Annotated in this window: 24 protein-coding genes and 1 tRNA gene (1 of these 25 running past the window's edge); 16 read left to right on the plus strand and 9 right to left on the minus strand. The window is 43.0% G+C overall.

Annotation, left to right across the window (positions count from 1 at the left end; all coding sequences use genetic code 11):
* The first annotated feature begins 15 nt into the window (after positions 1-15).
* The 4 genes from hldE to waaA are packed head-to-tail and all read left to right on the plus strand — an operon-like array spanning position 16 to position 4,852.
* Positions 16-1,491, plus strand: coding sequence for a bifunctional D-glycero-beta-D-manno-heptose-7-phosphate kinase/D-glycero-beta-D-manno-heptose 1-phosphate adenylyltransferase HldE (gene hldE, locus JEU79_RS07885; RefSeq protein ID WP_198263666.1), 1,476 nt, complete (start codon positions 16-18; stop codon positions 1,489-1,491).
* Positions 1,484-2,743 (plus strand): FAD-dependent oxidoreductase, encoded by a 1,260-nt coding sequence (locus JEU79_RS07890; RefSeq protein ID WP_198263667.1) that lies wholly within the window; start codon positions 1,484-1,486, stop codon positions 2,741-2,743. The genes hldE and JEU79_RS07890 overlap by 8 nt, the downstream gene beginning before the upstream one ends.
* A 47-nt stretch (positions 2,744-2,790) precedes the next feature.
* Positions 2,791-3,546 (plus strand): aldo/keto reductase, encoded by a 756-nt coding sequence (locus JEU79_RS07895; RefSeq protein WP_343074954.1) that lies wholly within the window; start codon positions 2,791-2,793, stop codon positions 3,544-3,546.
* A gap of 1 nt (position 3,547) precedes the next feature.
* On the plus strand, positions 3,548-4,852 hold the full coding sequence (waaA, locus tag JEU79_RS07900; protein ID WP_198263669.1) for a lipid IV(A) 3-deoxy-D-manno-octulosonic acid transferase: 1,305 nt from the start codon (positions 3,548-3,550) through the stop codon (positions 4,850-4,852).
* 119 nt (positions 4,853-4,971) lie between these two features.
* On the opposite strand, the gene JEU79_RS07905 is transcribed toward waaA, so the two are convergent.
* On the minus strand, positions 4,972-5,535 hold the full coding sequence (locus JEU79_RS07905) for a hemerythrin domain-containing protein (RefSeq protein WP_198263670.1): 564 nt from the start codon (positions 5,533-5,535) through the stop codon (positions 4,972-4,974).
* Between the two features lie 12 nt (positions 5,536-5,547).
* The gene (locus tag JEU79_RS07910; protein WP_246540104.1) at positions 5,548-6,222 is read right to left on the minus strand and encodes a protein-L-isoaspartate O-methyltransferase family protein; all 675 of its coding nucleotides are present in this window, start codon (positions 6,220-6,222) and stop codon (positions 5,548-5,550) included.
* A gap of 326 nt (positions 6,223-6,548) precedes the next feature.
* On the opposite strand from JEU79_RS07910, the gene JEU79_RS07915 reads away from it, so the two are divergent.
* Positions 6,549-7,826 carry a YeeE/YedE family protein gene (locus tag JEU79_RS07915; protein ID WP_198263671.1) on the plus strand — a complete coding sequence of 426 codons (1,278 nt, stop codon included), beginning with the start codon at positions 6,549-6,551 and terminating at the stop codon, positions 7,824-7,826.
* 72 nt (positions 7,827-7,898) lie between these two features.
* Here the strand turns inward: JEU79_RS07915 and JEU79_RS07920 are convergent, their stop codons facing one another.
* Positions 7,899-10,499: a glycosyltransferase gene (locus JEU79_RS07920; protein WP_198263672.1), complete on the minus strand. Its 2,601-nt coding sequence runs from the start codon at positions 10,497-10,499 to the stop codon at positions 7,899-7,901.
* 414 nt (positions 10,500-10,913) lie between these two features.
* On the opposite strand from JEU79_RS07920, the gene thiC reads away from it, so the two are divergent.
* Complete coding sequence (thiC, locus tag JEU79_RS07925) at positions 10,914-12,803, plus strand: phosphomethylpyrimidine synthase ThiC (protein WP_198263673.1); 1,890 nt, start codon at positions 10,914-10,916, stop codon at positions 12,801-12,803.
* Positions 12,804-13,081: 278 nt separating this feature from the next.
* Here thiC and JEU79_RS07930 read toward each other — a convergent pair whose 3' ends face one another.
* Positions 13,082-13,552 carry a hypothetical protein gene (locus JEU79_RS07930; protein WP_198263674.1) on the minus strand — a complete coding sequence of 157 codons (471 nt, stop codon included), beginning with the start codon at positions 13,550-13,552 and terminating at the stop codon, positions 13,082-13,084.
* A 119-nt stretch (positions 13,553-13,671) separates the two neighbouring features.
* Positions 13,672-14,151, minus strand: a complete 480-nt coding sequence (gene moaC, locus JEU79_RS07935) for a cyclic pyranopterin monophosphate synthase MoaC (RefSeq protein WP_198263675.1) — start codon at positions 14,149-14,151, stop codon at positions 13,672-13,674.
* A 117-nt stretch (positions 14,152-14,268) separates the two neighbouring features.
* Between moaC and JEU79_RS07940 the strand changes: the two genes are divergently transcribed.
* Positions 14,269-14,514, plus strand: coding sequence for a MoaD/ThiS family protein (locus JEU79_RS07940; protein WP_198265913.1), 246 nt, complete (start codon positions 14,269-14,271; stop codon positions 14,512-14,514).
* Between the two features lie 2 nt (positions 14,515-14,516).
* The gene (locus JEU79_RS07945) at positions 14,517-14,960 is read left to right on the plus strand and encodes a molybdenum cofactor biosynthesis protein MoaE (RefSeq protein ID WP_198263676.1); all 444 of its coding nucleotides are present in this window, start codon (positions 14,517-14,519) and stop codon (positions 14,958-14,960) included.
* Positions 14,961-14,971: 11 nt separating this feature from the next.
* On the opposite strand, the gene JEU79_RS07950 is transcribed toward JEU79_RS07945, so the two are convergent.
* The 4 genes from JEU79_RS07950 to hemA all read right to left on the minus strand — a co-directional run bounded on the left by JEU79_RS07950 (position 14,972) and on the right by hemA (position 19,007).
* Positions 14,972-15,388: a hypothetical protein gene (locus JEU79_RS07950; protein ID WP_198263677.1), complete on the minus strand. Its 417-nt coding sequence runs from the start codon at positions 15,386-15,388 to the stop codon at positions 14,972-14,974.
* Between the two features lie 261 nt (positions 15,389-15,649).
* Positions 15,650-16,513 carry a peptide chain release factor N(5)-glutamine methyltransferase gene (prmC, locus tag JEU79_RS07955; protein WP_198265914.1) on the minus strand — a complete coding sequence of 288 codons (864 nt, stop codon included), beginning with the start codon at positions 16,511-16,513 and terminating at the stop codon, positions 15,650-15,652.
* Between the two features lie 31 nt (positions 16,514-16,544).
* Entirely contained in the window at positions 16,545-17,630 is a 1,086-nt protein-coding gene (gene prfA, locus JEU79_RS07960; RefSeq protein WP_198263678.1) for a peptide chain release factor 1, read from the minus strand.
* A gap of 96 nt (positions 17,631-17,726) precedes the next feature.
* On the minus strand, positions 17,727-19,007 hold the full coding sequence (hemA, locus tag JEU79_RS07965; RefSeq protein WP_198263679.1) for a glutamyl-tRNA reductase: 1,281 nt from the start codon (positions 19,005-19,007) through the stop codon (positions 17,727-17,729).
* Between the two features lie 276 nt (positions 19,008-19,283).
* Between hemA and JEU79_RS07970 the strand changes: the two genes are divergently transcribed.
* The 8 genes from JEU79_RS07970 to ychF form a co-directional block, all read left to right on the plus strand.
* A complete protein-coding gene (locus JEU79_RS07970) occupies positions 19,284-21,065 on the plus strand; it encodes a tetratricopeptide repeat protein (RefSeq protein WP_198263680.1) in 1,782 nt (593 codons plus the stop codon).
* Positions 21,066-21,151: 86 nt separating this feature from the next.
* A complete protein-coding gene (lolB, locus tag JEU79_RS07975; RefSeq protein WP_198263681.1) occupies positions 21,152-21,784 on the plus strand; it encodes a lipoprotein insertase outer membrane protein LolB in 633 nt (210 codons plus the stop codon).
* A complete protein-coding gene (gene ispE, locus JEU79_RS07980; protein ID WP_198263682.1) occupies positions 21,774-22,610 on the plus strand; it encodes a 4-(cytidine 5'-diphospho)-2-C-methyl-D-erythritol kinase in 837 nt (278 codons plus the stop codon). Before lolB ends, ispE begins: the two co-directional genes overlap by 11 nt.
* Before the next feature lie 232 nt (positions 22,611-22,842).
* Positions 22,843-22,917 (plus strand) — tRNA-Gln (locus JEU79_RS07985).
* Between the two features lie 114 nt (positions 22,918-23,031).
* Positions 23,032-23,970, plus strand: coding sequence for a ribose-phosphate diphosphokinase (locus JEU79_RS07990; RefSeq protein WP_198265915.1), 939 nt, complete (start codon positions 23,032-23,034; stop codon positions 23,968-23,970).
* 164 nt (positions 23,971-24,134) lie between these two features.
* Positions 24,135-24,779, plus strand: a complete 645-nt coding sequence (locus JEU79_RS07995) for a 50S ribosomal protein L25/general stress protein Ctc (RefSeq protein WP_198263683.1) — start codon at positions 24,135-24,137, stop codon at positions 24,777-24,779.
* 43 nt (positions 24,780-24,822) lie between these two features.
* On the plus strand, positions 24,823-25,407 hold the full coding sequence (gene pth, locus JEU79_RS08000) for an aminoacyl-tRNA hydrolase (RefSeq protein ID WP_198263684.1): 585 nt from the start codon (positions 24,823-24,825) through the stop codon (positions 25,405-25,407).
* Between the two features lie 215 nt (positions 25,408-25,622).
* A protein-coding gene (gene ychF, locus JEU79_RS08005) for a redox-regulated ATPase YchF (protein WP_198265916.1) crosses the window boundary here: on the plus strand, positions 25,623-26,665 show its 5' portion. Its footprint extends 49 nt past the window's final position; 1,043 of the gene's 1,092 nt are visible here — the first part of the coding sequence; it begins with the start codon at positions 25,623-25,625; its stop codon lies off the right edge, out of view.

Consider the following 26,665-nt stretch of genomic DNA (forward strand, 5'->3'; position numbering starts at 1 on the left):
ATTTTAAACCGAGCTATGCAACTTATCATACCTGATTTTTCAAACGCAAAAATTTTAGTCGTCGGCGATTTAATGTTGGATCGTTATTGGCATGGACCTACGTCCCGAATTTCCCCCGAAGCACCCGTGCCTGTGGTCAAGATAGAAGAATCAGAAGAACGTGCCGGGGGCGCGGGTAATGTGGCCTTAAATATTGCCGCATTGAATGGTCAACCATCATTAGTCGGGCTGACCGGACAGGACGAAGCTGCCGGAATTTTAAAAACTCGCCTGACCCAGCAGGGGGTTAATTGTCAATTTGTCGAATTAGCCAATTGTACCACCATCACCAAGTTACGCGTGCTCAGCCGTCATCAACAACTGATTCGTCTGGATTTTGAAGATGGCTTTCTTATGGGCGAAGGTGAAGGCTCAGACAGTGCGACGGCCTTGCTTCAAGCCTATGAAACACAATTAGATTTACACGATGTTATTCTCTTTTCAGATTATCAAAAAGGCACCTTACGCGACTTGCCCAAACTGATAGCATTAGCAAAAGCGCGTGGCAAAAGCATTATTATTGATCCCAAGGGCAATGACTTTGACATCTACCGTGGTGCGAGTCTACTAACACCAAATTTATCAGAATTCGAAGCCATTGTGGGTGCTTGTGATAATGATGAGCAATTAGTCGAAAAAGCAGAAGCATTACGTCAGGAATTAGAATTAGATGCGCTATTAATCACCCGTAGCGAAAAAGGTATGACCTTAATTCGTGCGGGGCAAAGCGCCGTACACCTGCCGACCCGTGCCCGAGATGTTTTTGATGTGACGGGAGCGGGGGATACCGTGATTGCGACTCTGGCAGCGGCAATTGCGGCAGGCATGGATATGGTTGATGCCACTAAGCTAGCCAATCTAGCGGCCAGCGTGGTGGTCAGTAAAGTGGGAACAGCCACCGTGACCGTGCATGAGTTACGCACAGCCATGCGTCAGCTCAGTGATGTTGAGCAGGGTATTATTTCAGAACAACGTCTGATAGCCTTAGTAAAAGACGCCAAAGAACATGGTGAAAAAGTCATCATGACCAATGGTTGTTTTGATATTCTCCATGCCGGCCATGTCACCTACTTAGAACAAGCAAAAAGCTTGGGTGATCGCCTCATTGTCGCAGTCAATGATGATGCCTCGGTGAAGCGAATTAAAGGCCCGGAAAGACCCGTCAATAGCATGAATTTACGGATGCAAGTGTTGGCTGGCCTGAGCTGTGTGGATTGGGTAGTACCCTTCTATGAAGATACACCGACACGTCTGATCTGTGATGTTTCTCCCTCAGCCTTAGTGAAAGGTGGAGACAATGACGTGGAAAAAATTCCCGGCGGTGATTGTGTGCGTGAGCAGGGTGGTGAAGTCTTGATAATGGAATACGTTGATAATTGCTCAACTACCGGATTAATACGCTCCATTCGTTCAGCTGACGATTCGGTTGAAAATAAAACCGATGGTGAATAAAGCACGCCAGACAGAGGCTGTTGATATCGCCATTATCGGCGGGGGAATAGCCGGTTTATGGACACTGGCTCGTTTGCGGCACAGCGGTTATCAGGCCTTTTTACTCGAAGCCGATCAGCTCGGTGGGGTGCAAAGTAATGCCTCTCAAGGGATTATTCATGGCGGTACTAAATATGCCTTAACCGGCAAGCTAACGCACTCTTCACAAGCCATACAACAAATGCCCAAGCGCTGGCAAGATTGTCTCAATGGTCAGGGCGAAGTTGATCTCTCGCAGGCGAGGGTGTTATCAGAGCACCAATTTCTCTGGTCAAATAAAAGCCTGGCGACAAAAATAACAGGTTTTTTTGCCAGCAAGGTCATGAGTAGCAGAATGAAAAAACTGCCCATAGATGATTTTGTTGCCCCCTTTAATCAGAAAAACTTTAAGGGTGACTTATACCAATTGGATGAGCCTGTCTTGGATATCCAGAGCGTTATTGACACCTTGCGCAAACAATATTCCGAGGTGATTTTTCAAGCGGACATACAGGGGCTAGCTCGAATAAGCACTGCACAAAAATCTAATGATGATCATGTTTACAATATAGCGCTAAGTTATGAAAATGATGCCAGTAAAAAATTACTAGCAAAGGTGGTTGTTTTAACGTCAGGGTCAGGTAATGAATGTTTGTTGTCAAGCCTAAAGCAAAGCCAGCCGGAAATGCAACGCCGGCCATTGTATATGCCGATGTTAAAAGCTTCTGAAAATATTTTGCCAAAAATGTATGCCCATTGCTTAGGCGCAAGTGCTTTACCGAAAATGACCATTACCTCTCATACACTCGATGTTCAAGAAACAAATGCCAAGCAAACAGTCTGGTATCTGGGCGGAGAAATTGCAGAGCAGGGAGTAGGAAGAAGTCTTGAGGAACAGGTGAATATCGCCAAAAAAGAATTGGCTAGCCTAATGCCCTGGATGGATTTTTCCACCTGCCAATGGTCAGCCTTAGCAATTGATCGGGCTGAACCTAAAATGCCCGATGGCAGTCGCCCTGTAGAACCTTGGGTGTCTTATGAGCAAGATATTATTAGCGCATGGCCAGTTAAATTAGCCATGGCACCGGTCATGGTTGATAAAATCATCCTGCAATTAGAAGCATTGGCGATAGACAAAAACTCCTCTGCAAGGGCAAGCGAAGCAAGCCTTTTGGATTTGCCCAAGGCTAAAACAAGTCCATTACCCTGGGAAAAGGTACAACACTGGATATGATGCAACTTATGATGAAACCGCGAGAACTGGGACAAACTGGTATAAAAGTGAGCCCCTTAGGATTAGGGACGGTCAAATTTGGTCGAGATCAACAAGTAAAATACCCTTGGTCATTTGAAATTCCTGACGACAATGCGGTACGTGAACTTTTGGCCTTGAGTAGAGACTTGGGAATCAACGTATTAGATACTGCACCAGCCTATGGCAGCAGCGAGCAAAGACTGGGACAATTATTAACTCAGCGCCATGATTGGGTCATAGTCTCAAAGGTGGGAGAAGCCTTTGAAAACGGTCAATCACGTTTTGACTTTAGTGCCCAGACTACACGCCAAACCATTGAACGTAGCTTAAAAAAACTCAATACTGATTATCTTGATGTGGTATTGGTGCATTCCGATGGTGACGATCAGCGAGTCATTGAGCAGGAAGATGTGCTAGAAAGCCTACAACAGCTTAAACAGGCAGGACTCATCAGAGCAATTGGCATGTCAACCAAAACCACTACCGGTGGTCTTTGGTGCGTTGAACATACGGATGTTATTATGGCGACCCGTAATAGTAGTGATCATACCGATGATCCGGTATTAGATCGAGCGCTAGAATTAAACAAAGGCGTGGTGATCAAAAAAGGCTTACAAAGTGGTCATGTCGATACCAAAGCTGGTGGCAGCGGTATTGAAGAGGCTTTAAATTATGTCTTTTCCCATGATGCCGTTAATTGCTTAATTGCGGGCACAATCAACCCTAAGCATTTAACTCAGAACGCCCATCTTGTAAGTCAATTGACTGATTCGGCAGATTAATATGCCTCGCTTCTTTTATACCTTAGTCTACTATAGCTTAGTGCCGTTCTTATTCTTGCGTTTGCTGTTGAAACATCAAAAAAGTAATGACTATAAAGATCAACGTCAGGCATTACGCTTAGCAGAGCGTTTAGGCTTTTTTAGGCCTCCAGTTTTTATAGAGCGACCTATCTGGATTCATACCGTATCCGTTGGTGAGTTTCTTGCGACCCTACCCCTGCTCAAACAACTGCAAGAGAAATACAATCATTACCCCATCGTGATCACCTGTACCACCACCACGGGCTCGGCACAGATTTGCAAAACCTTTGCCCAAGAAATACAACAGGGTCGTGTTTTTCATGTCTACTTGCCTTATGACCTGCCAGGAGCTATGCGGCGTTTTATGCAAGCGCTTAAACCACGCTTGGCTATTATTATGGAAACTGAAATCTGGCCTAATTTACTGACTGTTGCGGAACAGCAAGAAATTCCGGTGTGTCTGCTAAATGCACGTATGTCCCCACGCTCGGCAAAGGGGTATGCACGAATTAAACGCTTAATAGCACCTAGCCTAAAGCAACTTTCATTTATTGCCGCACAAGATAGCATGGATGCTAAGCGTTTAATCAACTTAGGTGCAGAAGAAAGCCACCTAGCGATCACGGGTAGTATTAAATATGATTTAAAACTCAATAGTGATGATATTGCATACGGGAAATCACTGAGAGAACAGCTCAATTGGCAAGATAGAAAAGTCTTAATTGCCGCCAGTACCCATCAGGGTGAAGATGAAATGTTATTGAGTGTTTATCGGCAATTAAAAAAACAGTACGATAATTTAAGCCTGATTATCGTACCTCGACACCCAGAACGTTTTCAGTCTGTTTATCAACTATTAAATGTCGATGCTTTAAACGTACTCAAACGCTCACAAATGAATGCTGCTTTTGACCTACCTGTGGATATTCTTTTAGGGGATAGTATGGGTGAAATGATACGTTACTTTGCCTGTGCAGATATAGTTTTTATGGGTGGCACACTGGTAAAAACGGGTGGCCATAATATCCTTGAACCTGCGGCACTGGGCTTGCCAATTATTTATGGCCCCCACATGTTTAACTTTAATGCCATCAATGCACTTTTTTTACAGCATCAGGCGGTACAACAAGTCGCAGATGAGCAACAATTAAAAGCAGGCTTAGAAGAGATGTTGTTAGATGAAACACAGGCTCATGAAATGGGCGCTAGAGCCAAAGAATTAATGGCGAAAAATGCCGGAGCAGTCGATAAAATGATGCAGTCAATACAGATTTTTTTAACTTAAATCTTAGTTTTTTAACTCAGTGACCGTAGGGTGGGCACGCTTTTTGTGCCCACGCTGAATGTGTGAATACAAGATGTTGAATCAGCGTGGGCAGATAAACCCATGCCCACCCTACTATTTCACTCCATCTTTACGCCACGACGTTTAGCAATACTCAGACCAATTGCTTTTAAAATCTCATCACTCATATTGGCCTTGGCATAAGGAAAAATTTGTTCATTTTCTATGTCTGCATGAGTATGCATCTCACGTTTAAAATCAGCGGATAATTTTCCCAGTCGAGCAAAATCATTCGAACGTTCTGCCAATAAGCCGTCTAAACTTTCCCAGAGGCTATCCGATTCAACATGCTCTTTAATCAGACGATGAATGAGTTGTACTATTGCTAAGGATTGTGGTTTTTTTAATTCTGGATCAAGTGCAATAATGGCAGGAAATAGATGCTCTTCTTCGTCCAGATGGTGCTCAGGTGCGGCGACATTAAAATAGCGTCGTATCTGATCGGATGAAGCAACTAACTGCTCATTCCAGCCTTCTTTTTTGAGTGCTAGGCTTAACGTCACTAGCGCTGAAGAGAAATGCTTGACCTTATCATGACAACTTAATAATAGTGTCAGTGGATGTTCAAAGCTGACACCTTCCTGAGCATCAGCAGAACCACCTTGTGGACTGATTTGCAGCATTATTCGACCTACTTAAAATTCAAATGCATTTTCTTCAAGCATATTTTCCAGGGCTGGAATGACTGTCTCGAATAAAACCTCACAAGCATATTGACTATTGGAAACACGTGTGATTAAAGTGGCTTCCATTGATGGTGCTGTACCAATCACAGCAAATAAGCGACCACCTACTTTAAGGTTTTGCTTATACATCTCGGGCAATTGCGCCACAGAACCGGTCAGGACAATCACATCATAAGGACCTTGTTGTGTAATCTCAGCACTGGCTGAATTATCCTTATCATCAAGCAAGAAGCTAACATTATCAAAGCCTTCACTTTGTAGTATTTGTTGCGCTTGCTGACTTAAATTATCATAAATTTCAACACTACAGACCTTGGCTGATAAATGTGCCAGTAAAGCCGTCATATAACCACTGCCGGTGCCAATTTCTAGGACATTGTCCGTCTTTTTCAATTGTACTGTTTGCAGAATTCTCGCTTCAATTTTAGGAAAAAGCATCACTTGATCCTGACCGATGGGCAGCTCAACATCAGAAAAGGCTGATTTCTTCAAATTCTCAGCGACATAATTTTCTCTGGGAACGGCTTCGAGAGCGTCAAGAGCAATTGGATCGATAACATTCCAGGGTCTGATTTGCTGTTCGATCATATTATGACGGGCTGTTTCGAAGTTCATTTCAATCATTAATCGTATCCTTGTTTCTCGACTTATTTCACAGAGTATCATGAGTATAGTTTGGTATTTATACTCGATTATAGAGGAATCTATTGTCGAAAGGTAGCCTCTATATATTAGTGTTTTGTTGTATTGTGCAATTTTTTGGATGCATATTGCATAATGCAAATACAGAAATAAGATCCTATTATTTGCAAAAAATGAGCTGATATAGTGGATTACCACAATACAGACTGTTGATAACGCCATGATATTAGAACGAAATCTATAGTACTCAGAAGATGGCACATAAGTTGCTTCTAATAAACGAATTTATTAAATTTGAGGGAAGATTTATGCTGTTTGAATCATTTTCGGCTGCGCAGTCAACACTGCTTTGGTCCGTATTCGGTGTGGCTTTTTTTATGGGAGCCATTGTCAACAAAACCAATTTCTGTACCATGGGTGCAGTCTCCGATATGGTGAACATGGGTGATTACAGCCGCTTTCGTGCCTGGTTACTCGCCATCGCTGTTGCTGTTATCGGTATGTTGATTTTTGAATCAGCCGGCATGGTTAATCCTGATGGTAGTTTTCCTCCTTATCGTGCCACTCAACTCATTTGGGCTGAAAACCTTCTGGGTGGCTTTTTATTCGGTATCGGTATGACCCTGGCCAGTGGTTGTGGTAATAAAACCCTGATTCGAATCGGCGGCGGTAATATCAAATCTATTTTTGTGTTCTTGATTGTTGGCGTCATTGCTTATTTCATGACCACACCTTTTCCCGGTAGTGACCAGACACTTTTCTCGGTATTGTTTTATGACTGGATTCGTCCTTTGGCCATTGACCTCGATACTAAGCAGGATTTAGGTGCAATTGTTGCGGGCATAGCCGGCAGTGAAAGTCCCATGCAGATGAGAATGATTATGGGCGGTATTTTTGCCGTGCTATTACTGATTTACATCCTAAAAGGTAAATCTTTCCGTGGTAATTCAGAGCATTGGGTTGCGGGTATCGCTGTGGGATTAGCCGTATTAGCGGGTTGGTATCTGAGTAGTTCAATGCTGGTCGATATCCCCGATGAAGGTGAGCAATACACCTTGGTAGAATATTATGACAACTGGGACATGGTCAGTGAAACAGAAGAAGGCAAGCCGGCTCAGGGTAGTACATTATCCGCACAGTCATTTACCTTTGTTAATCCTATGGGGCAAACCATTGGCTATGCTAGCTCAGGCCTGAACAGTGCCTTGCTGACCTTTGGTATTGTCTCTGTCTTCGGTATAATTCTAGGTTCATTTATCTGGTCATTGATCAGCAAGAGTTTCAGAATTGAATGGTTCTTTAATGTCAAAGATTTTGTCACTCATGTGATTGGTGCTGTCTTAATGGGCTTTGGTGGTGTTTTGGCATTAGGTTGTACCATTGGGCAGGGCATTACCGGGCTGTCGACCATGGCGGCAGGTTCTTTCATTGCCTTCATGGCCATTATTTTTGGCAGTGCCTTGACCATGAAGATTCAATACTATCAGATGCTCTATGAAGATGCGTCTTTCTTTGCGGCATTAATAACCGCTTTAGTTGAGCTAAAGCTATTACCTGCCAGCATGAGAAAATTAGAAGTGCTGTAAAAAGTATCAAACAGTCAGCATCTATAAAAAAGCCCCTTTTGAAGGGGCTTTTTTTTGCTCAAAAGAAATATTCTAAGAGACAATAACTTTTGCTTGTCGGGCAATCAGTGCGCTGGGTAACTTAGGAAATGCACTGATCACCGACATAAGCAATGCCGCCACATAAGGAAGTGATTGTACTAATAAGACGATAAACCACAACAATAAATCTAAATCATCTAAGGACAAATAAAAATAGACACTTGCGGCGGCCGACCAGAGTAGAATCAGAATCAAGCTTTCTTCTGAAGCTGTTCTAATGGCCTGTAACAATGCCGTAGACTGTTCCATTTTAGGTGTGCGCAGGAACGGACGGCCAGTGGTCAGCCAGCCTAGCCACATTGCCTTAGCTATCGTATGTGACAAGGCAAGGCCAGAAATAGCAGCAGAAAAAGTCTGGCGAAATGTCTGCACAATATTGATCCCTCGATAAAGATAAAACAGCTTTAATATTTTAAATACAAATAATGACAGAGGCAAAACCGAAAAAATCACCAGAGGTGGTGCAACTCGTTCAGGAATAAGCACTATGGCAACTGTCCAGGCTAAAGCCATTAGGTTAAAGATCAAATTAATGCCATCAGCAATCCAGGGTAGCCAACCGGCAATAAAATGATAGCGCTGTCCAGAGGATAACTGGCTTTTGCTTTTCCCCGATAATTCAGCCCAATGGTGACGCATAATCTGCATAGCACCATAGGCCCAGCGAAAACGTTGATTTTTATAATCAATAAAAGTGTCTGGCATCAGTCCCTTGCCATAACTTTTAGAATGATAAACTGCTTCATGACCGGCAGAAAAAATCATCAGGCCTAATTCAGCATCTTCAGTGATCGTATTCTCACTCCAGCCCCCCACTTCCTCCAAAACACGACGTCTAACCAAAGTCATCGTGCCATGTTGAATAATCGCATTACGCTCATTGCGTGTGACCATACCGATATGAAAAAAGCCTCGATATTCTGAGAAGCACATAGCCTTGAAAGCATTTTCCTGAGCATCACGATAATCCTGGGGGGCTTGTACAATAGCGATTTCAGGGTGGGAAAACTGCGGAACTAAATCTTTTAACCAATCAGTTTGTACGCAATAATCACTATCAATGACGGCAATAATCTGTGCCTGATGAGCGGTTTTATCTAAGGCATAATTTAATGCGCCGGATTTAAAGCCGGAAAGTGGGTCAACGTGATAAAATCTGAATCGCTCCCCTAAATGCTGGCAATGTGCTTCAACTGGACGCCAAACGAGAGGATCATGGGTATTATTATCAATGACAATGACTTCATAATTAGCATAGTCTAATTGCTTAAGCGCATTAAGTGTCTCAATGAGCATCTCAGGTGGCTCGTTATAAGCCGGTACGTGAATGGAGACAAAAGGAAGTTCTTCAGGTGGAACATTAATGATAGCGAGTTCCCGACGGCGTTCTTTTAACCATAGGGTTTCAGCCCATTCGTGGGCTTCGATTAAAAGTACAACCGCCACGCCCACCATCGCCAATATAAGCACAATACCAATGAGTATTACCTGTAATGTCATATATTGATTCACATAATCATAAATAATCCAAACAATGACAGTTGCTAGTGAAAAAGCCACAAAAGCCAGAAAACTACGACCTGAATGGCTGAGATTTTTGGCATCAATGGATAATAGGGTAAAGAAGATAATGGCAAATAACACTGACAAACCGGCGAGAAAATCCCACTTTGGAATTTCAATAATGGCCTTTGACAACTCAAATTTAGCTTGTCGATGAACGTCATAGACACCCCAATAGGCACCGGTAGCTCCTTCAATCGCTTGTTTCCAAGGCTGGTCGAAAGCTTCCATCAAATAATAAATATAATTATTCTGTTGTGCATGGTGTAAAAAACGGCGTAAAAAAGTGGCTTCATTGGCGGCTGATGCCACTGCTTCCTTTTGTGTGCGCCCATGGCTGGGCCAGCCGACTTCAGTAATAACGATGGGCTTATTCGGGTACAATTTTTTTAGGTGTTGCATACGGTTTTCAATATGACCGATAGCATTATCTAAATGAATGCCTTCCCAGAAGGGCAACATATGAACGGCAATATAATCCACATGCTTCACCAGTTCTGGATTTTTAGTCCAGATATGCCAAGGTTCGGCGGTACTGACAGGCATTCCCACTTCAGAGCGAACTCGATCGATATGAGCAATAAGTTGATCAATTGACAGATCCTTTCTTAATAGCACCTCGTTTCCAACCAGCACGCGTATCACGTTACGACGGTTTTTATCTGCGAGCCTGATTAAAGCGTCAATTTCCTCAGTGTTTTTCCCTTGGTTCTTATCAAGCCAAGCCCCTAGAGCGACATTGAGCCCGTGCTGACTAGCGATTTTTGGAATACTTGCCAATGTAGCCTGTACACTATAAGTGCGAATGGCATGTGTTTTCCCCGCCAGCAAAACAATGTCAGCGGTAATTTCTTTCTTATCCGGATATTGATTTTTAGCAGGGTTTTGCTGCTCCCTCATGGGAGAAAAAGAAAATCCCTGAATGGTATCAGGCCAGGGGGGCTCCATTTCAGGTTGATTGGCTAAGGCCCATAGGCTAATGGTCAATACTGAAATAATCAGTATGATAATAATATTGGAAACTCTCATCGAATTGAATGTCCGTATAAACTGATGAAGTGGCGCACTGTAGCACTCCTGTTTGGTCAATTCTGGACACTGTTCCCAAAAAAACAATATCAGTCAGTATTTCGAGTGAAAATGACTTGCTATCGATTCAGCATCATTCATTGAATAATAACATTTTACCTTGAAATTTTAGCCGAATTCGGTTACTTTCAACTGGCTAGGGGTCCTTATGTTTACTTTTTAAACTGCTCATAAGGCGAGAAACACCCTTTGAACCTGATCCGCTTAACACCGGCGTAGGAAAGCACTTGAGTTGTTGATGCAAAACAGACTGATCATCAAATCGTGCCATATTCCCCTACCTTGTGTTTAAGATATTTCTATCCATGAAGAAACCATTAAATACACTGCTATTACTCGCAGTTAAGGACTAATATGAGCGCAATCCCAGAAGATTTCATCCAACAGACCAGCCAATTATCCGAAGACGTTACCCGTCCTTTTACCGGTTCGAGAAAAATTTATGTGCAGGGTAGTCGTCCCGATATTCAAGTACCTATGCGTGAAATTATTCAGGATGATACTGAAACCAATACTGGCATTGAAAAAAATCCACCGATTCCTGTTTATGATACCTCGGGTCCTTATACCGATCCTGAAGCCAAAATTGATTTATTGAAAGGGCTTCCTACTTTACGCGATAACTGGATTATAGAGCGTGATGATACTGAAGTGCTTGACGGTCCTAGTTCAGAGTATGGCAGTCAGAGGCAAACTGATCCTAAGTTATCGCATCTGCGTTTTGAACATATTCGCGCACCACGACGTGCGAAAAAAGGCAAAAATGTCTCGCAAATGCATTATGCCCGTCAGGGTGTTATCACTCCAGAAATGGAATATATTGCTATTCGCGAAAATACCAAATTACAAGAAATGCGTGATTCAGGTTTAATGAGAATGCATCCGCAACATCCGGGTGAAAGTTATGGCGCTAGCATTCCCGATGAAGTGACACCAGAATTTGTCCGTGATGAAATTGCTCGCGGTCGAGCTATCATCCCTGCCAACATTAACCATCCAGAAATTGAACCCATGATTATTGGTCGTAACTTTTTGGTTAAAGTGAATACCAATATCGGCAACTCAGCCGTAACATCTTCCATTACCGAAGAAGTTGAAAAAATGGTCTGGTCAACTCGCTGGGGTGGCGATACGCTAATGGATCTGTCAACCGGCAAAAATATCCATGAAACCCGTGAGTGGATCATTCGTAACTCCCCCGTGCCAATCGGTACCGTACCGATCTATCAGGCCTTAGAAAAAGTAAATGGTAAGGCAGAAGATTTAACCTGGGAAATTTTCAAAGACACCTTAATTGAACAAGCAGAGCAGGGTGTTGATTACTTCACCATTCATGCCGGTATCCGTCTGCAATATGTGCCTTTAACCGCTAAACGACTCACCGGAATCGTTTCTCGTGGTGGTTCGATTATGGCCAAATGGTGTCTGGCACACCACACAGAAAGCTTCCTTTATACCCATTTTGAAGATATCTGTGAAATCATGAAAGCCTATGATGTGTCCTTCTCCTTAGGCGATGGCTTACGTCCGGGTTCAATTGCAGATGCTAACGATGAAGCACAATTAGGCGAATTAAAAACCCTTGGCGAACTGACTAAAATTGCCTGGAAACATGATATTCAAACCATGATTGAAGGTCCTGGTCACGTACCCATGCACATGATCAAAGAGAATATGGAAATTCAATTAGAAGATTGTGACGAAGCACCGTTTTATACCCTTGGGCCATTGACTACGGATATTGCTCCGGGTTATGACCACATTACCTCAGCCATTGGTGCAGCTCAAATCGGCTGGTACGGCACTGCAATGCTCTGTTACGTGACACCCAAGGAACATTTGGGCTTACCTAATAAAGCCGATGTGCGTGATGGTATTATCACCTACAAATTAGCCGCTCATGCCGCTGATTTAGCCAAGGGTATTCCCGGTGCTCAAGTACGTGACAATGCCATGTCCAAAGCGCGTTTTGAATTCCGCTGGGAAGATCAATTTAACCTGGGACTAGACCCAGAACGCGCCAGAGAATACCATGATGAAACCATGCCGAAAAAAGCGCATAAAGTCGCGCATTTTTGTTCCATGTGTGGCCCTAATTTCTGTTCCATGAAAATCTCTCAGGACGTCCGAGATTATGCCGCTAAAAACGGTTTTGGAGATATTAAGGTCGCTATTGAAGAAGGTATGGCAGAAAAATCAGCAGAGTTTAGAGAAATCGGTAGTAAAATCTACAATAAATCTTGATTTTTCTTTTCTACCGCTAGTGAGGGATAGGGTACGGCTAAGAAAGAGGTAGGCTATGGCTTAGGCTGACTCTTTCTGACTTTAATATTCAATCATTTAACCTAAAAAAATCAGTAGAACCTACTGCGACCGCCTTATGCACTGAATCTTAAGGATTTTCCAGAACATTTTGACTTCACCCGTAGGGTGACTACGAATAAAGCCAAAATAACCTGTAAAACCCTTAATCTTCAGCACCATAAGTCGCTCTCGCTACGATTCAACTGATTATTTTAGGTTTAAAAAAAGCCCGGAATACTCTCCGACCAACCCACTTCATTAAATAGAATCAAATACAATTTCTCATCCCATTCATGTCCCCATGGCCCCGTCTTGGTCAAATGCTTACTATAGCCTCGTTGTGCCCCTGGGGGGATAAAGCCAAAAGGAATACCATTGATCAATAGGGCAACAGAGCGCCCATCAGGACTCCATTTGAGCTCAAAAACGTCAGATAAAAGGGGGGTGAATTCTGCATGAGAATGCGCATAACTGGCGACAGCAGGTGGGGAAGACGTTTTGAATTGGGATATTTCAGATTCTTTCGGGGCTTTAATTCGATTATAAATCCAGCAATCAGCAACCACCACAGGACTATTAGGCATCGTTAGATATAACCAAGCAGAATGACCATGATCCTCAAAACGCGCTTCTTTCTGGGAGCGTGGGTGCTTCTCACAAATGAGTGTGTTGGTATTCATTTTAGACATTGTTTGTCCGAGTGCTTATTGACCACCAAAAACTGCTCATAAAACGTTTAACTTACCCAAACTGATATTCATTATAATCCTTTATTTTCTGAATTTTTTAACAAACTTTCTTATAAAACCTATTCACTCATAAGCCAATGCCCTGATTTACCACCTTCCTTTTCCAGCAGGCGAACATTGCCCATTACCATACCACGATCAACGGCCTTACACATATCATAGATTGTTAGCAAGGCGATTTGTGTGGCAGTCAGTGCTTCCATTTCCACCCCGGTTTTACCATCCGTTTCCACCGTACATAAACAAGTGACTTTACTTTCGGCTTCATTTACCTTTAATTGTAAATCAACATGGGTTAAAGCCAGAGGATGACAAAGCGGAATTAAATTTGAGGTTTGCTTAGCAGCCATAATACCCGCGATACGAGCAATACCCAGTACATCGCCTTTCTTATGCGTGCCAGCTATGATCAAGGCCAGCGTATCGGCCAACATGGTAATTTCACCCTCAGTCACCGCACGACGATGGGTAATGTCTTTACTACCGACATCAACCATATGGGCTTCACCCTGAGTATTAAAATGTGTGAGTTTATTCATAAAAAACTGAGCCTGATCAAGTAAAAAAACCGTTGGAAAATTTTTAAGCGTCCAAAGTATCGTATAATTAGAAGTATATATCAATTAATTCCTATACCCGTGACTAATGAGGTAAGTATGTCCATTCACGTTAAATTTTTTGCCAGCATGAGAGATCTAATGGGTGATGACCGCGATATTGATGCCGCAACCATTAAAGAGCATGATATCGATACAGTTGATGTCCTATGGAACTACTGCGCAGCAGGCAAAGAGCGTCCAGCGAATGTGCTAATTGCCGTCAATATGGATTATGTTGATGCCCAAAGCGCTATTAAAGAGGGTGACGAAGTGGCCTTTTTTCCACCTGTGACAGGCGGTTAAATATGACTGTCTTAATAGAACCCAATTCCTTTGATCCCTGGAAAATATTAGACGAATACCAAAAAAACAGGCCTGACTTTGCTGGAAAATATGGCGCAACCGCCGTCTTTGTCGGTACTATGCGTGACTTTAATGAAGGTGATAATGTCTCAGAGATGTTTTTAGAACATTATTCGGGCATGACAGAACGCCACCTGGAAAATATTTGTCAGCAGGCAACAGGCGAATATCAGCTATTAGAAAGTTTGGTTGTGCATCGAGTGGGCGCTATCAAACCCAATGACCCGATAGTACTGGTTGCCGTATGGACCGCACATCGAAAACAGGCCTTCGAAGCCTGTCGAGAAATAATGGAAGACCTTAAATCAAAAGCACCGTTCTGGAAAAAGGAACAAATCACTGACGGCGAAAACCGCTGGGTAGCCAAAAATACCAAAGGTTACTAGAAAACCAGCGACTATAAGTAATGCCGCCAAGATTCCGGACGTTGATCTCGGCAATCACATAAGCTTTTCTTTTTCGGGCGTAAATACACGACTTCGCCTACGTGTTTTTCCTGTACTTCGGCAATCATTCGCTCTTGCTTCATATTTTCCCGTGATGCTTCTTCACAGTAAAAGACAATGCTGCGCTTTATTTTAGCCAAAATAGAGTTATTTAAATGAAAACCTTCATTGCACAATACCCCTTCGATTTCTTCGAGAGTGATTTTGTTCAGGTCGTAGGTTAATTTGATATGGTATTGATCCAGTGCATGGGAAATAAGTACCCCATGAAGATCATTAATGATAAAAACGGCTGAATGCGCCTGATCAGGATTGTCGTGTAATGAACAGAAATGGATTTCTCGATGCTTGATGACTTGCTGATTCATCTATGCCCCCGGATTAAAACCAAAATTGAAACCAAAAAACTATCAATCATATTATTATATACCCGTGACACTTGGAAATGCCTCGCTGCATTTCCAAGTATCACGGGTATATTGAGCATTCGCTCTGTTATTAAAGATTAATCACTTTGTAAGCAAAAGTACAGTACTGATTAACATTCTATGCTTTGATGAAAGACAAAAATATAGAAAGTAACCCTTGGAATCATAATGGAATACCCAAGTAAATCCTTCTTAACAACATCAGGTTTCTCTGTTTTGCGCCAGAGTAACACGCGCCAATCGATTGATATCATTTAAGGTTTCTATGTTATCGAAACCAGCATCAGATAATAGTTGCTGCACAGCCGGTGCTTGTTCAAAACCATGTTCAAAGAGTAGCCAGCCCTTTGACTTAAGATAAGGCTGACACTGTGCAATGATCAAAGCAATATCCGCCAAACCATCTTGTTCTGCAATGAGGGCGCTTAAAGGCTCATAGTCTTTCACATTGGCATCCAAGTGCGGATCGTTTTGCGCAATATAAGGCGGGTTAGAAACAATGAACTCAAAGCCTTTAGACGGAATATCATCAAACCAATGAGACCGACAAAATGACACATGATTTAAGCCCAACATCGAGGCATTGTTTTTCGCCATAGCCAATGCGGCCTGACTAAAATCTGTTGCGAGTACCGACACATTCGGACGTTCCGAAGCGATAGCCAAAGCAATGGCTCCACTGCCCGTGCCTAAATCTAAAATGGACTCATGACTGTCAATCGCCACTTTTTCCAAGACACACTCAACCAAAAGTTCTGTTTCAGGGCGTGGGATCAGTGTGTCTGGGGAAACCTGTAATGAAAAAGACCAAAAATCTTTATTGCCAGTAATATAAGCTATCGGCATTCCCTGTGAACGCAAGGCCAGATACGCATCAAATTGTTGGCTTTGCTCAGGTGTTAAAAGTGTTTCAGGCCAGGTGAGTAGCCAGGTTTTAGTATGAATTTTTTCAGAATGCTCGTTTAAAACCTTAAGCAAGAGTATTTCACAATCAAGCTTAGGGCTGTCACTGGTACCAAGCTGCTGGCAAGCCATTTTTAATTGTTCAGCGATTGTTAAAGGCATTTCACGTTTCATTTTGGAGCTTATAATTTGTTTACTCTTCCGCCATAGAAGCCAGCAACTCAGCCTGATATTCACTTAATAAGGGATCAATAATCGCACCCAAATCACCATTCATTACCTCTTCCAACTTATACAAAGTCAAATTGATACGATGATCCGTTACCCGTCCCTGAGGATAATTATAGGTACGGATACGCTCACTGCGATCGCCACTACCGACCTGCAATTTACGTTCAGCCGCTTGTTCAGACTGTTGCTTATCCCGTTCAGCTGCGGTAATGCGCGAAGATAACATCGACATCGCCTTAGCTTTATTTTTATGCTGTGAACGCTCTTCCTGACATTCCACCACCACACCCGTGGGTAAATGGGTCAGACGAATGGCTGAGTCAGTCTTGTTAACGTGCTGACCACCCGCCCCCGAGGCCCTAAAAGTATCAATACGCAAGTCCTTGGCATTGATCTCAATGGCCTCAACCTCATCCACTTCAGGAATAATCGCTACAGTACAAGCCGAAGTATGAACGCGCCCCTGAGATTCAGTTTCCGGGACACGTTGAACACGGTGCGCGCCAGATTCAAATTTAAGTTTAGAAAAAGCCCCTTGGCCGACAACTCTAGCCACAATTTCCTTATAACCCCCATGATCACCGGTATTTTCCGACATGATCTCAATCGTCCATTTCTGTGATTCAGCATAGCGGCTATACATTTTAAATAAATCACCGGAAAAAATAGCCGCTTCATCACCACCGGTGCCTGCACGCACTTCAAGGTAAATATTATTGGCATCATTGGGATCTTTAGGCAATAACATCTTTTGCAACTCAAGGGACAAACGCTCTTTTTGTGCCTTGCCTTCCTTAAGCTCATCCTCAGCCATTTCCTTCATTTCAGGATCGCTATCACCCATCATTTCTGTGGCTGATGCCATCGTTTCAAGCGCTTCCTGATACTGAGCAAAACACTCAACCAGTGGCCTAAGTTCAGCATATTCCATCGATAGCTCGCGAAACTGATTTTGATCCGCCATTACTTCCGGCTGAGAAAGCAATACGGCAATTTCTTCATAACGTTCAGACAGGGTTTCAAGTTTGTTTTGTATTGAGGCTTTCACGGAATGACTCGCTAGTGGTTAAAGAGATAGAAATTAAATTGGCGATGATGATTATACCCAAGTATCACGGGTTATAGAATGGCTTGAAAAACTTAGCTAAGGCTCATCAGTAGGTAAATCAAATAATTCAATGGCAGCATCAACCAGCTCAGTTCGACCATCCATACCTGCTTGTTTGATTTGCACGCAAGGTTTATGAATTAACTTATTCGTCAATTGACGGGCAACATCATTCAGCACCTGTTCAACGGGCTTGCCATTGTTAATTTGCTTTTTAGCGTTGGCCAGCACGGCATCACGAATGGATTCCGCCTGTTCTCTATATTGGCGAACCGTTGCAATAGAATTCAGGGAGCGTAACCAGTTCATAAAATGACTGACTTCCACTTCAATAATATCTTCTGCTTTAAGGGCTGCTTCCTGACGTGATTTTAAGCCCTCATCGATAATTTCTTTGAAATCATCAACCGTATATAAAAATACATCTTCTAAGTCGCCGACTTGCTCTTCAATGTCTCGAGGAACAGCAATATCCACCATAAAAATAGGCGCATGTTTACGCTTTTTAATGGCCGCCTCTACCGTGCCCTTGCCTAAAATAGGTAATTGACTTCCAGTAGAACTAATCACAATATCCGCTTCAGCCAGATGATTGGGAATTTCATTTAAGGCAATGGCATAGCCATTAAATTCCTGCGCTAAAGTATGGGCTTTTTCCATGGTACGGTTAGCAATAATAATACGCCCAATACCGGACTCATGCAGGTGTCGGGCAACCAGCTCAACCGTTTCCCCTGCACCGATTAAAAGTGCAGTATGATCCTGAAAATCACTGAAAATTTGTTTCGCCAGACTGACCGAAGCAAAGGCTACCGACACCGGGCTGGCACCAATGGCCGTGTCAGTACGAACCTGTTTGGCACAACTGAAAGTATGTTGAAATAATTTATGTAAAAACTGCCCAATCGAGCCACTATCTTTGGCAACGGAAAATGCCGTTTTTAACTGTCCGAGAATTTGTGGCTCACCCAGCACTAAAGAATCCAGGCCACTGGCAACGCGTAACATATGCTTCACGGCCTTTTTATCGGGGTGCAAATAAAGGTATTGGGAAATATCGGTATTAACTAAATCATGGTGATTTTTTAGCCACTCAATGAGAGACTGCGTTGCTGCTTCAGCGTCGTCGTCATGGCAATTGAGCTGGCAATAAAGCTCGGTACGGTTACAGGTTGATAAAATAACGGCTTCATCCACCGCATCCTGAGCGGTTAGATCTTTTAAGGCGTCAGGAATCGTATCCTGAGCAAAAGACAACTGCTCCCTGATTTTAACCGGTGCAGTTTTATGATTAATTCCTAGTGCAAGCAACGACATAAAATAAGTTTTATAAAACCTTGGTCATCATCAGAAGTTATTTAGAATTTGCTAATTAAACACGGCATTTTGCGCAAAATTCACCCAAAACTCAAGCAATCTCTCATTATTCTTAGAATTTCCACTATAATTATAGAGATTATGGTATAAATATGACAGTTGAAGAATGAGCTATGGCTGTTAAAAATTAAGTGTGAATGGGAACTTATGTGCTTATATTGGTTCTAAATCTATACATTTAAAAAACGACTGAAGCCTGTGACAATCGGAGAAAAAATGCACAATAAGCAATTACTAAGCACTGGAAATAATCGCCCTGGATTAGTCTTTTTAGGCCTATTTCTGAGTTTGGCAATGAGTGGTTGTGCGAGCAATACGCAGCTTGAAAAAGCTGAACAGCAAACGACAACAGCACAAACGGATACAACTAGCTCTCAGCAAGTCAAAACCAAAGCTAATAAAGTAACGTCACCTGCTCAAGAGCTAACACCAGAATTGCTTTATGATCTCATGCTGGCAGAAATTGCCCTGCAACGAAATGATTATGCCTTGGCCTTTGACAAATATTACGCCGCCGCCGCGCAAACTCGGGACAGTCGTTTAGCCAAAAAGGCCACCCGTGTCACCTTGTTTTCTAAAGACGATGCACAAACCTTCAAAGCCGTTAAACTCTGGTCAGAAATTCAGCCGGAGAATATCGATGTCCAACAAATTTACGCCTCTTCTCTTATTTCACAAAATAAGGACGAACAAGCCCTAATTTACTTACAAAAAGTCATTAATCTCAGTGATAGTTTTGAAGTGGGTTTTAGGAAAACCGTATCTATTCTGGACACCATTGATGATCAGCAACGGGTTAACCGTCTTTTTGAACGCCTAACAAAACATCAACAAGATGAGCCCATCGTACAATTATATCGGGCCAAGCTAGCCTTTAAATTTGTAGATTATCCAGCGACAGAAAAGCACTTGAAAGCCTTGCTGGCGATAAAACCGGATTATCTTGAAGCATTGGTGCTCAATGTTGAATTGCTAAAAAAACAGCACAAAGAGTCTCAGGCAATCGAAGCGTTGCAACAAGTACTGAGAAAATTACCGAAAAACACGGCACTCAGACTAGAACTGGCTAGAATGCTGGTAAAAGCCAAACAATATAAACAGGCTAAAACGCACATCAAGCGTTTGGCTAAAAATGACCTAGCTCCCGAAGTCTTATTTGCCATTAGTCTGCTGTCCATCGAAATGGAACAGTTAGATAGCGCCAAACAATATTTAGAACGCCTACACAAACACCGCCTCTATGCCAGTGAAGCCGCCTATTTTATTGCTCAGCTAGAAGCAGGACGAGAAAATTACGCCGAAGCAGAAGGCTGGTTTAAACGGGTCAGGAGCGGTAAATACACCTTTGAAGCCTATCTGGGCTTAGTCATGGTCTATTCACAACAGAAAAAATTCGATGCAGCCTTCAAATTACTTGAACACTCAGCCGGCGTCAATGACCAACAAAGCACTGAAATCCTGCAAATTAAAGCCGAAGTCTACGCGCAGGCCAAAGATTATACCAAGGCCTATGAAATTTATACTCAGGCCGTTAAATTGGCACCTGACAATCACGATATTCTTTATGGCAGAGCCATGCTGGCAGAAAAATTTGGCCGCATTGACTTATTGGAAAAGGACTTAAAAAAGATTCTCGCCAGCAATCCCAAAGATAATCAGGCCTTGAATGCTCTGGGTTATACTTTGGCTGATCGAACCACGCGTTACCAAGAGGCGCGACAATATATTGAGCGAGCACTAGCAATTAGCCCCAATGACGTGGCCACACTGGACAGCATGGGTTGGGTGCTCTACAAAATGGGTGATCATAGTGGGGCACTTAAATACATGAAACGTGCCTATGATAAAGAGCCCGATCCAGAAATTGCCGCTCACTATGGCGAAATACTCTGGGTGTCAGGGCAAACACAAAAAGCCAAACTCATTTGGGATAAAGCCCTGAAAACCGATCCCGAACACCGTGTTCTAATCGGTACTCGGACACGGTACATAAAATAAACCGAAACGATTACCATACAATGTAGGGTGGCTAAGCTTAGGCATCCACCTTCAAAGCCAAACCACTCCAGGTTCTAAAAAATAAAATGCATCGCGCTCTCATTATTCTCTTCTCTTTTTTGCTACTGATTGTTTTAAGCGCCTGTTCCAGCAACCCGAAAAGCACTGAAGTACCAAGCAAGCAATTGGCTGCCAACATACTGCCCGATAACTGGCTTATTACCGGCCGCATCAGCCTCAGCAAAGAACAAGAAAACTGGTACGCAAAATTCATTTGGATACAAAAAAATCAAGACTTCCAGCTCAGTTTTACCGGCCCTTTAGGCGAGACAGCATTACAAATCAGTCAGCGTGGTCAACAAGTAAGCATAAAAACACCATCAGGAGAACGTAGTGGTCATAATTTAGAACAAATGATTGCTCAGGAAACCGGTTTAAACTTACCAATCAGCTCGCTACGCTACTGGCTACAAGCCAATCCTAATCCCAACACGCCAGCCAAAATCACTTACACCGAACAGCAACAAATTAGCACTATCGAGCAGGCACAATGGCGTATTCAATACCCTAAACGAATGCTAGTAGAACTAGCATCAGGGGGAAATCTATTACTACCTAAAAAAATAGTGGCAAAAAAGCAGGATACAAAAATAAAACTAATCATCACTCGCTGGCAATTAGGTGAAGCTGTGTCAGGTGAGAATACTAATGCTCAATAAGCCAAACAAAATCTGGTTAGCCCCAGCTAAAATTAATCGTTTTCTGCACATTACAGGTCAGCGTGAAGATGGCTATCATGAACTACAAACCGTTTTTCAATTTTTAGACCATTGTGATGAACTGAGTTTTACAATTCGCTCAGATAATAAAATATTACACCAAAACCCATTAGCGGGAGTAAAGCCAGAAGACGATTTAACGGTCAGGGCAGCCAAACTATTGCAACACGATGCCAGTGCTACTCAGGGAGTGGAAATTAGCATCAATAAACGCCTGCCTATGGGCGGTGGCTTAGGTGGTGGCAGTAGTGATGCTGCCACCACGCTCGTGGCCCTAAACGAACTCTGGCAGCTTAATCGGAGCACGGATGAACTGGCAAAATTGGGCGTGCAACTCGGTGCAGATGTCCCTATCTTCGTGCATGGCTACGCAGCATGGGCTGAGGGTGTCGGCGAAAGACTCAGTGAGATTGAATTAGACGAACCCTGGTTCGTTGTGGTTGTACCCTCCGTATCGGTTTCAACAGCGGCAATTTTTTCCCACCCAGATTTGCCACGTCATTGCGCGCTAATTACCCAAAATGAGTTTTTGTCAGGCAAAGGCACTAATGTCTGTGAACTCATAGTGAGAGAAAAATACCCCCAAGTTGAACAAGCGATACAATTTTTAGCACAATTCTCGCCTGCTCGAATGACCGGAACCGGCGCTTGCGTCTTTGCTGCGCTTGATTCAGAACAAAAAGCGAAGAAAATTCTAGGTCAAATACCAGCGAAAATGACCGGCTTTATTGCTCGCGGTAAAAATAAATCGCCATTATATTCATAGTCTTATGTTGCTATTGAATGGTGGGGATGGGTGCGATAAATCATGCCTATTAATGCAATTAATAAGAAAAATAAAAAAAATGAACTTTTGGTGTGACAATTGAAAATTTTCATCGTATAATCTCCCCCACATTTTTGGTAAGCATCTTCTTTATGTTTTCTTAACATTATTTTTCAGGTTAGGAAAAAGTAACATAAGAAAAAGCAAACAAAAAATGTTCGTTAATTATTGTTGGGCCGTCGCCAAGCGGTAAGGCACCAGGTTTTGATCCTGGCATGCGCAGGTTCGAATCCTGCCGGCCCAGCCACTTCAATTGACCGCACCTGTTACACGTATACAAAATAAGTTTACAAAACTATCCATATAAATCGTTTTTTTATAAGATATTGCATCTGGGGAACACACAGTGTCCGATTCCGACATGATGGTTTTTGCGGGAAATGCTAACCCGAAACTTGCACAAGACATTGTTAGACACCTGAATATGCCATTGGGTAAAGCCTTTGTTGATAAATTCAGTGACTCTGAAATTATGGTTGAGTTGATGGAAAATGTACGCGGCAAAGACGTCTTTATCGTCCAGCCGACCTGTCAACCAGCCAACGATCATCTCATGGAATTGATGGTGATGGCCGATGCCATACGTCGCGCATCAGTTCGACGAATTACTGCAGTCGTACCCTATTTTGGTTACGCCCGTCAGGATAGAAGACCACGCTCAGCCCGCGTTGCCATTACGGCCAAAGTGGTTGCTAATATGATTTCCGGCGTAGGCATTGATAGAATGCTCACCGTTGACTTACACGCCGATCAAATACAGGGCTTTTTTGATATCCCTGTCGATAATGTTTACGCATCACCTATCTTATTAGGTGATATCTGGCGCCAAAAATATCCCGATTTGATGGTAGTATCACCGGATGTCGGCGGCGTAGTCCGGGCAAGAGCCCTGGCCAAGCGTCTTGATGATGCAGATTTAGCGATTATTGATAAACGTAGGCCTAAAGCTAATGTTGCCAAGGTGATGAACATCATCGGTGACGTTGAAGGACGCTCCTGTTTATTGATTGATGATTTAGTTGATACTGCTGGCACCTTATGTAAAGCGGCCAAAGCCCTGAAAGAACATGGGGCTGCAAAAGTAATGGCCTATATTACCCATCCGGTATTATCCGGACCGGCAATAGATAATTTGAACAACTCTGAACTCGATCACCTGGTCGTCACTGACACCATTCCCTTGAGCCCAGAAGCCGAACAATGTGATAAAATTCGCCAGTTGAGCAGTGCCATGATTTTGGCTGAAACCATGAACCGAATTAATCGAGAAGAATCCGTTAGCTCGCTTTACATGGACTAATATTTTACCTCCTCCTTCCTACGAAGGGGGATTGAAAGCGTTGTCAATCAACACTTTCAGGAATACTCATAAAGTATTCCATTCACTCTGTTATTGGTCGCGATGACAGGAAATAATCGTCTGTTCAAAACAGACAACAACTATACTATTTTGGAGAAACAACAATGAGTGCAACTTTTACTCTTGCTGCAGAACTGCGAACTGACACAGGGAAAGGTGCGAGCCGCCGCCTGCGTTATGCGAACAGAGTCCCTGCAATTATCTATGGCTTGGATCAAGAACCAAGCATGCTAACCTTTAAACATGATGATATTATGCATGCCTGTGAAGATGAAGCTTTCTTCTCACATATTCTAAACATTGAATATGATGGCAAATCAGAGCAAGTCATTATTAAAGACATGCAACGTCACCCTGCAAAAATGCAAATTATGCATGCTGACTTCCAACGTATTGATGCGACTCATGCATTACACGTTAACGTACCATTACACTTCATCAATGAAGAGGAATGTGTCGGCGTTAAAGGTGGTGGTTTAATTGCTCACTTGATGTCAGAGCTGGAAATTAGCTGTTTACCTGCTAATTTGCCTGAGTACATTGAAGTGGATATGGAAAACCTGGATGTGGGCGAATCAATTCACTTAAAAGATATTAAATTACCTGAAGGTGCTAGCAGTGTATTATTAATACAAGGCGGCGATCAAGATCAGGCCATTGCTTCAATTCACATGCCACGCGGTGAAAAATTAGATGAAGAAGGTGAAGACGACGAAGCTGCAACGACTGAAGAAACACCTGCAGAATAAGTTTTTTCTGTAAACATTGTAAGCAAAAAACAGAAGCCCACAAATGAGTAGCGAGACAAATAATATTCAAATGATCGTTGGATTAGGTAATCCCGGTAACGAATATGAAAAAACGCGTCATAATGTGGGTTTTTGGTTTATAGACCAATTACTCAACAAATATAACCTGACACTTAAGACCGAAGCCAAATTTTTTGGTGAAGTGGCCAAATTCAACTCGCCTTCCGGCAACGTCTGGTTACTCAAACCAACCACATTTATGAATCGCAGTGGCCAAGCCATTAGCAAATTGGCACAATTCTACAAAATAAAACCCGAACAAATTTTAGTTGTCCATGATGAACTGGATCTATCACCCGGCAATGTAAAATTAAAACAGGGCGGCGGTCATGGTGGTCACAATGGTTTACGAGATACTATTGCACAACTGGGAAAAAACTTTTACCGTTTACGCTTAGGCATCGGACACCCCGGTAGCAAAGAACAAGTTGTTGGCTTCGTGCTGGGCAAAGCCCCACAAAGTGAACGCATACTCATAGAATCCGCATTGGAAAAATCCATGGATTCAATCGAACTGATCTTATGTGGTGATATGCAAAAAGCCATGAATCAGTTGCACAGTAAATAAGGTAACTATTCGTAATAAACCCGTAATAAACCCGTACCAGGTTAAGCTGTTTGCCTTTACAGGGGCGCTCAAGCACATCCATGTGACGCTTTATGAAAACATCCTTGTTTTCAAAACCCTGCAAAGGCAAACAGCTCAACCTGATACCCAAAGGGTGCTTTACCATCTTACTGAATAGTTATGCACAACTAACCCTAATAAACAGAGAAAACATCATGGGATTCAAATGTGGCATAGTCGGCTTACCCAATGTCGGTAAATCAACCCTTTTCAACGCCTTAACCAAGGCTGGTATTCAGGCAGAAAACTACCCCTTTTGTACTATCGAACCCAACGTTGGCATCGTTCCCATGCCCGATCCGCGCTTAGATGTGCTGGCTGAGATCGTGAACCCAGAACGCATATTGCCAACCTCAATGGAATTCGTTGATATTGCGGGCTTAGTGGCGGGCGCATCAAAGGGTGAAGGTCTGGGCAATAAATTTCTCGCCAATATTCGCGAAACAGAAGCTATTGCTCATGTAGTAAGATGCTTCGAAAATGACGACATTATTCATGTCTCAGGAAAAATAGATCCCATAGACGACATAGAAATCATTAATACTGAGCTGACCCTAGCAGACTTAGACAGCGTAGAAAAAGCCCATCACAAAGCCGTCAAAAACTCCAAAAGTGGTAACAAAGAAGCGCTGGCCAGAAAAATACTGCTGGAAAAAGTCATGGAACACCTAGATAAAGGTGAAACCGCCAGAACACTCGGCCTCAATGATGACGAAAAATTGGAAATCCGTGACTTACAGTTGCTTACCCTGAAACCCACCGTCTATGTGGCCAATGTAGACGAAGATGGCTTTGAAAATAATCCCTTCCTCGACAAAGTACAGCAATTTGCTGATCAGGAAGGCTCAGAAGTCGTCAGCGTCTGTGCCGCCATCGAGTCAGAAATGGTTGAATTAGATGCCGAAGAACTCAAAGAGTTTTTAGACGACCTAGGCCTAGAAGAACCTGGCTTAAACCGCGTTATCCGCGCTGGTTACAAATTACTTGACCTGCAAACTTACTTCACCGCCGGTGTCAAAGAAGTGCGTGCCTGGACTATCCCGGTTGGCGCAACAGCCCCTAAAGCGGCTGCAGTCATCCACACCGACTTTGAACGTGGCTTTATCCGCGCAGAAGTCATCGCCTACGAAGACTTCGCAGCGTTCAAAGGCGAGGCAGGTGCCAAAGAAAAAGGCAAGCTTCGAGTAGAAGGCAAAGA

Source organism: sulfur-oxidizing endosymbiont of Gigantopelta aegis, from assembly GCF_016097415.1.
Lineage (GTDB): Bacteria > Pseudomonadota > Gammaproteobacteria > GRL18 > GRL18 > GRL18.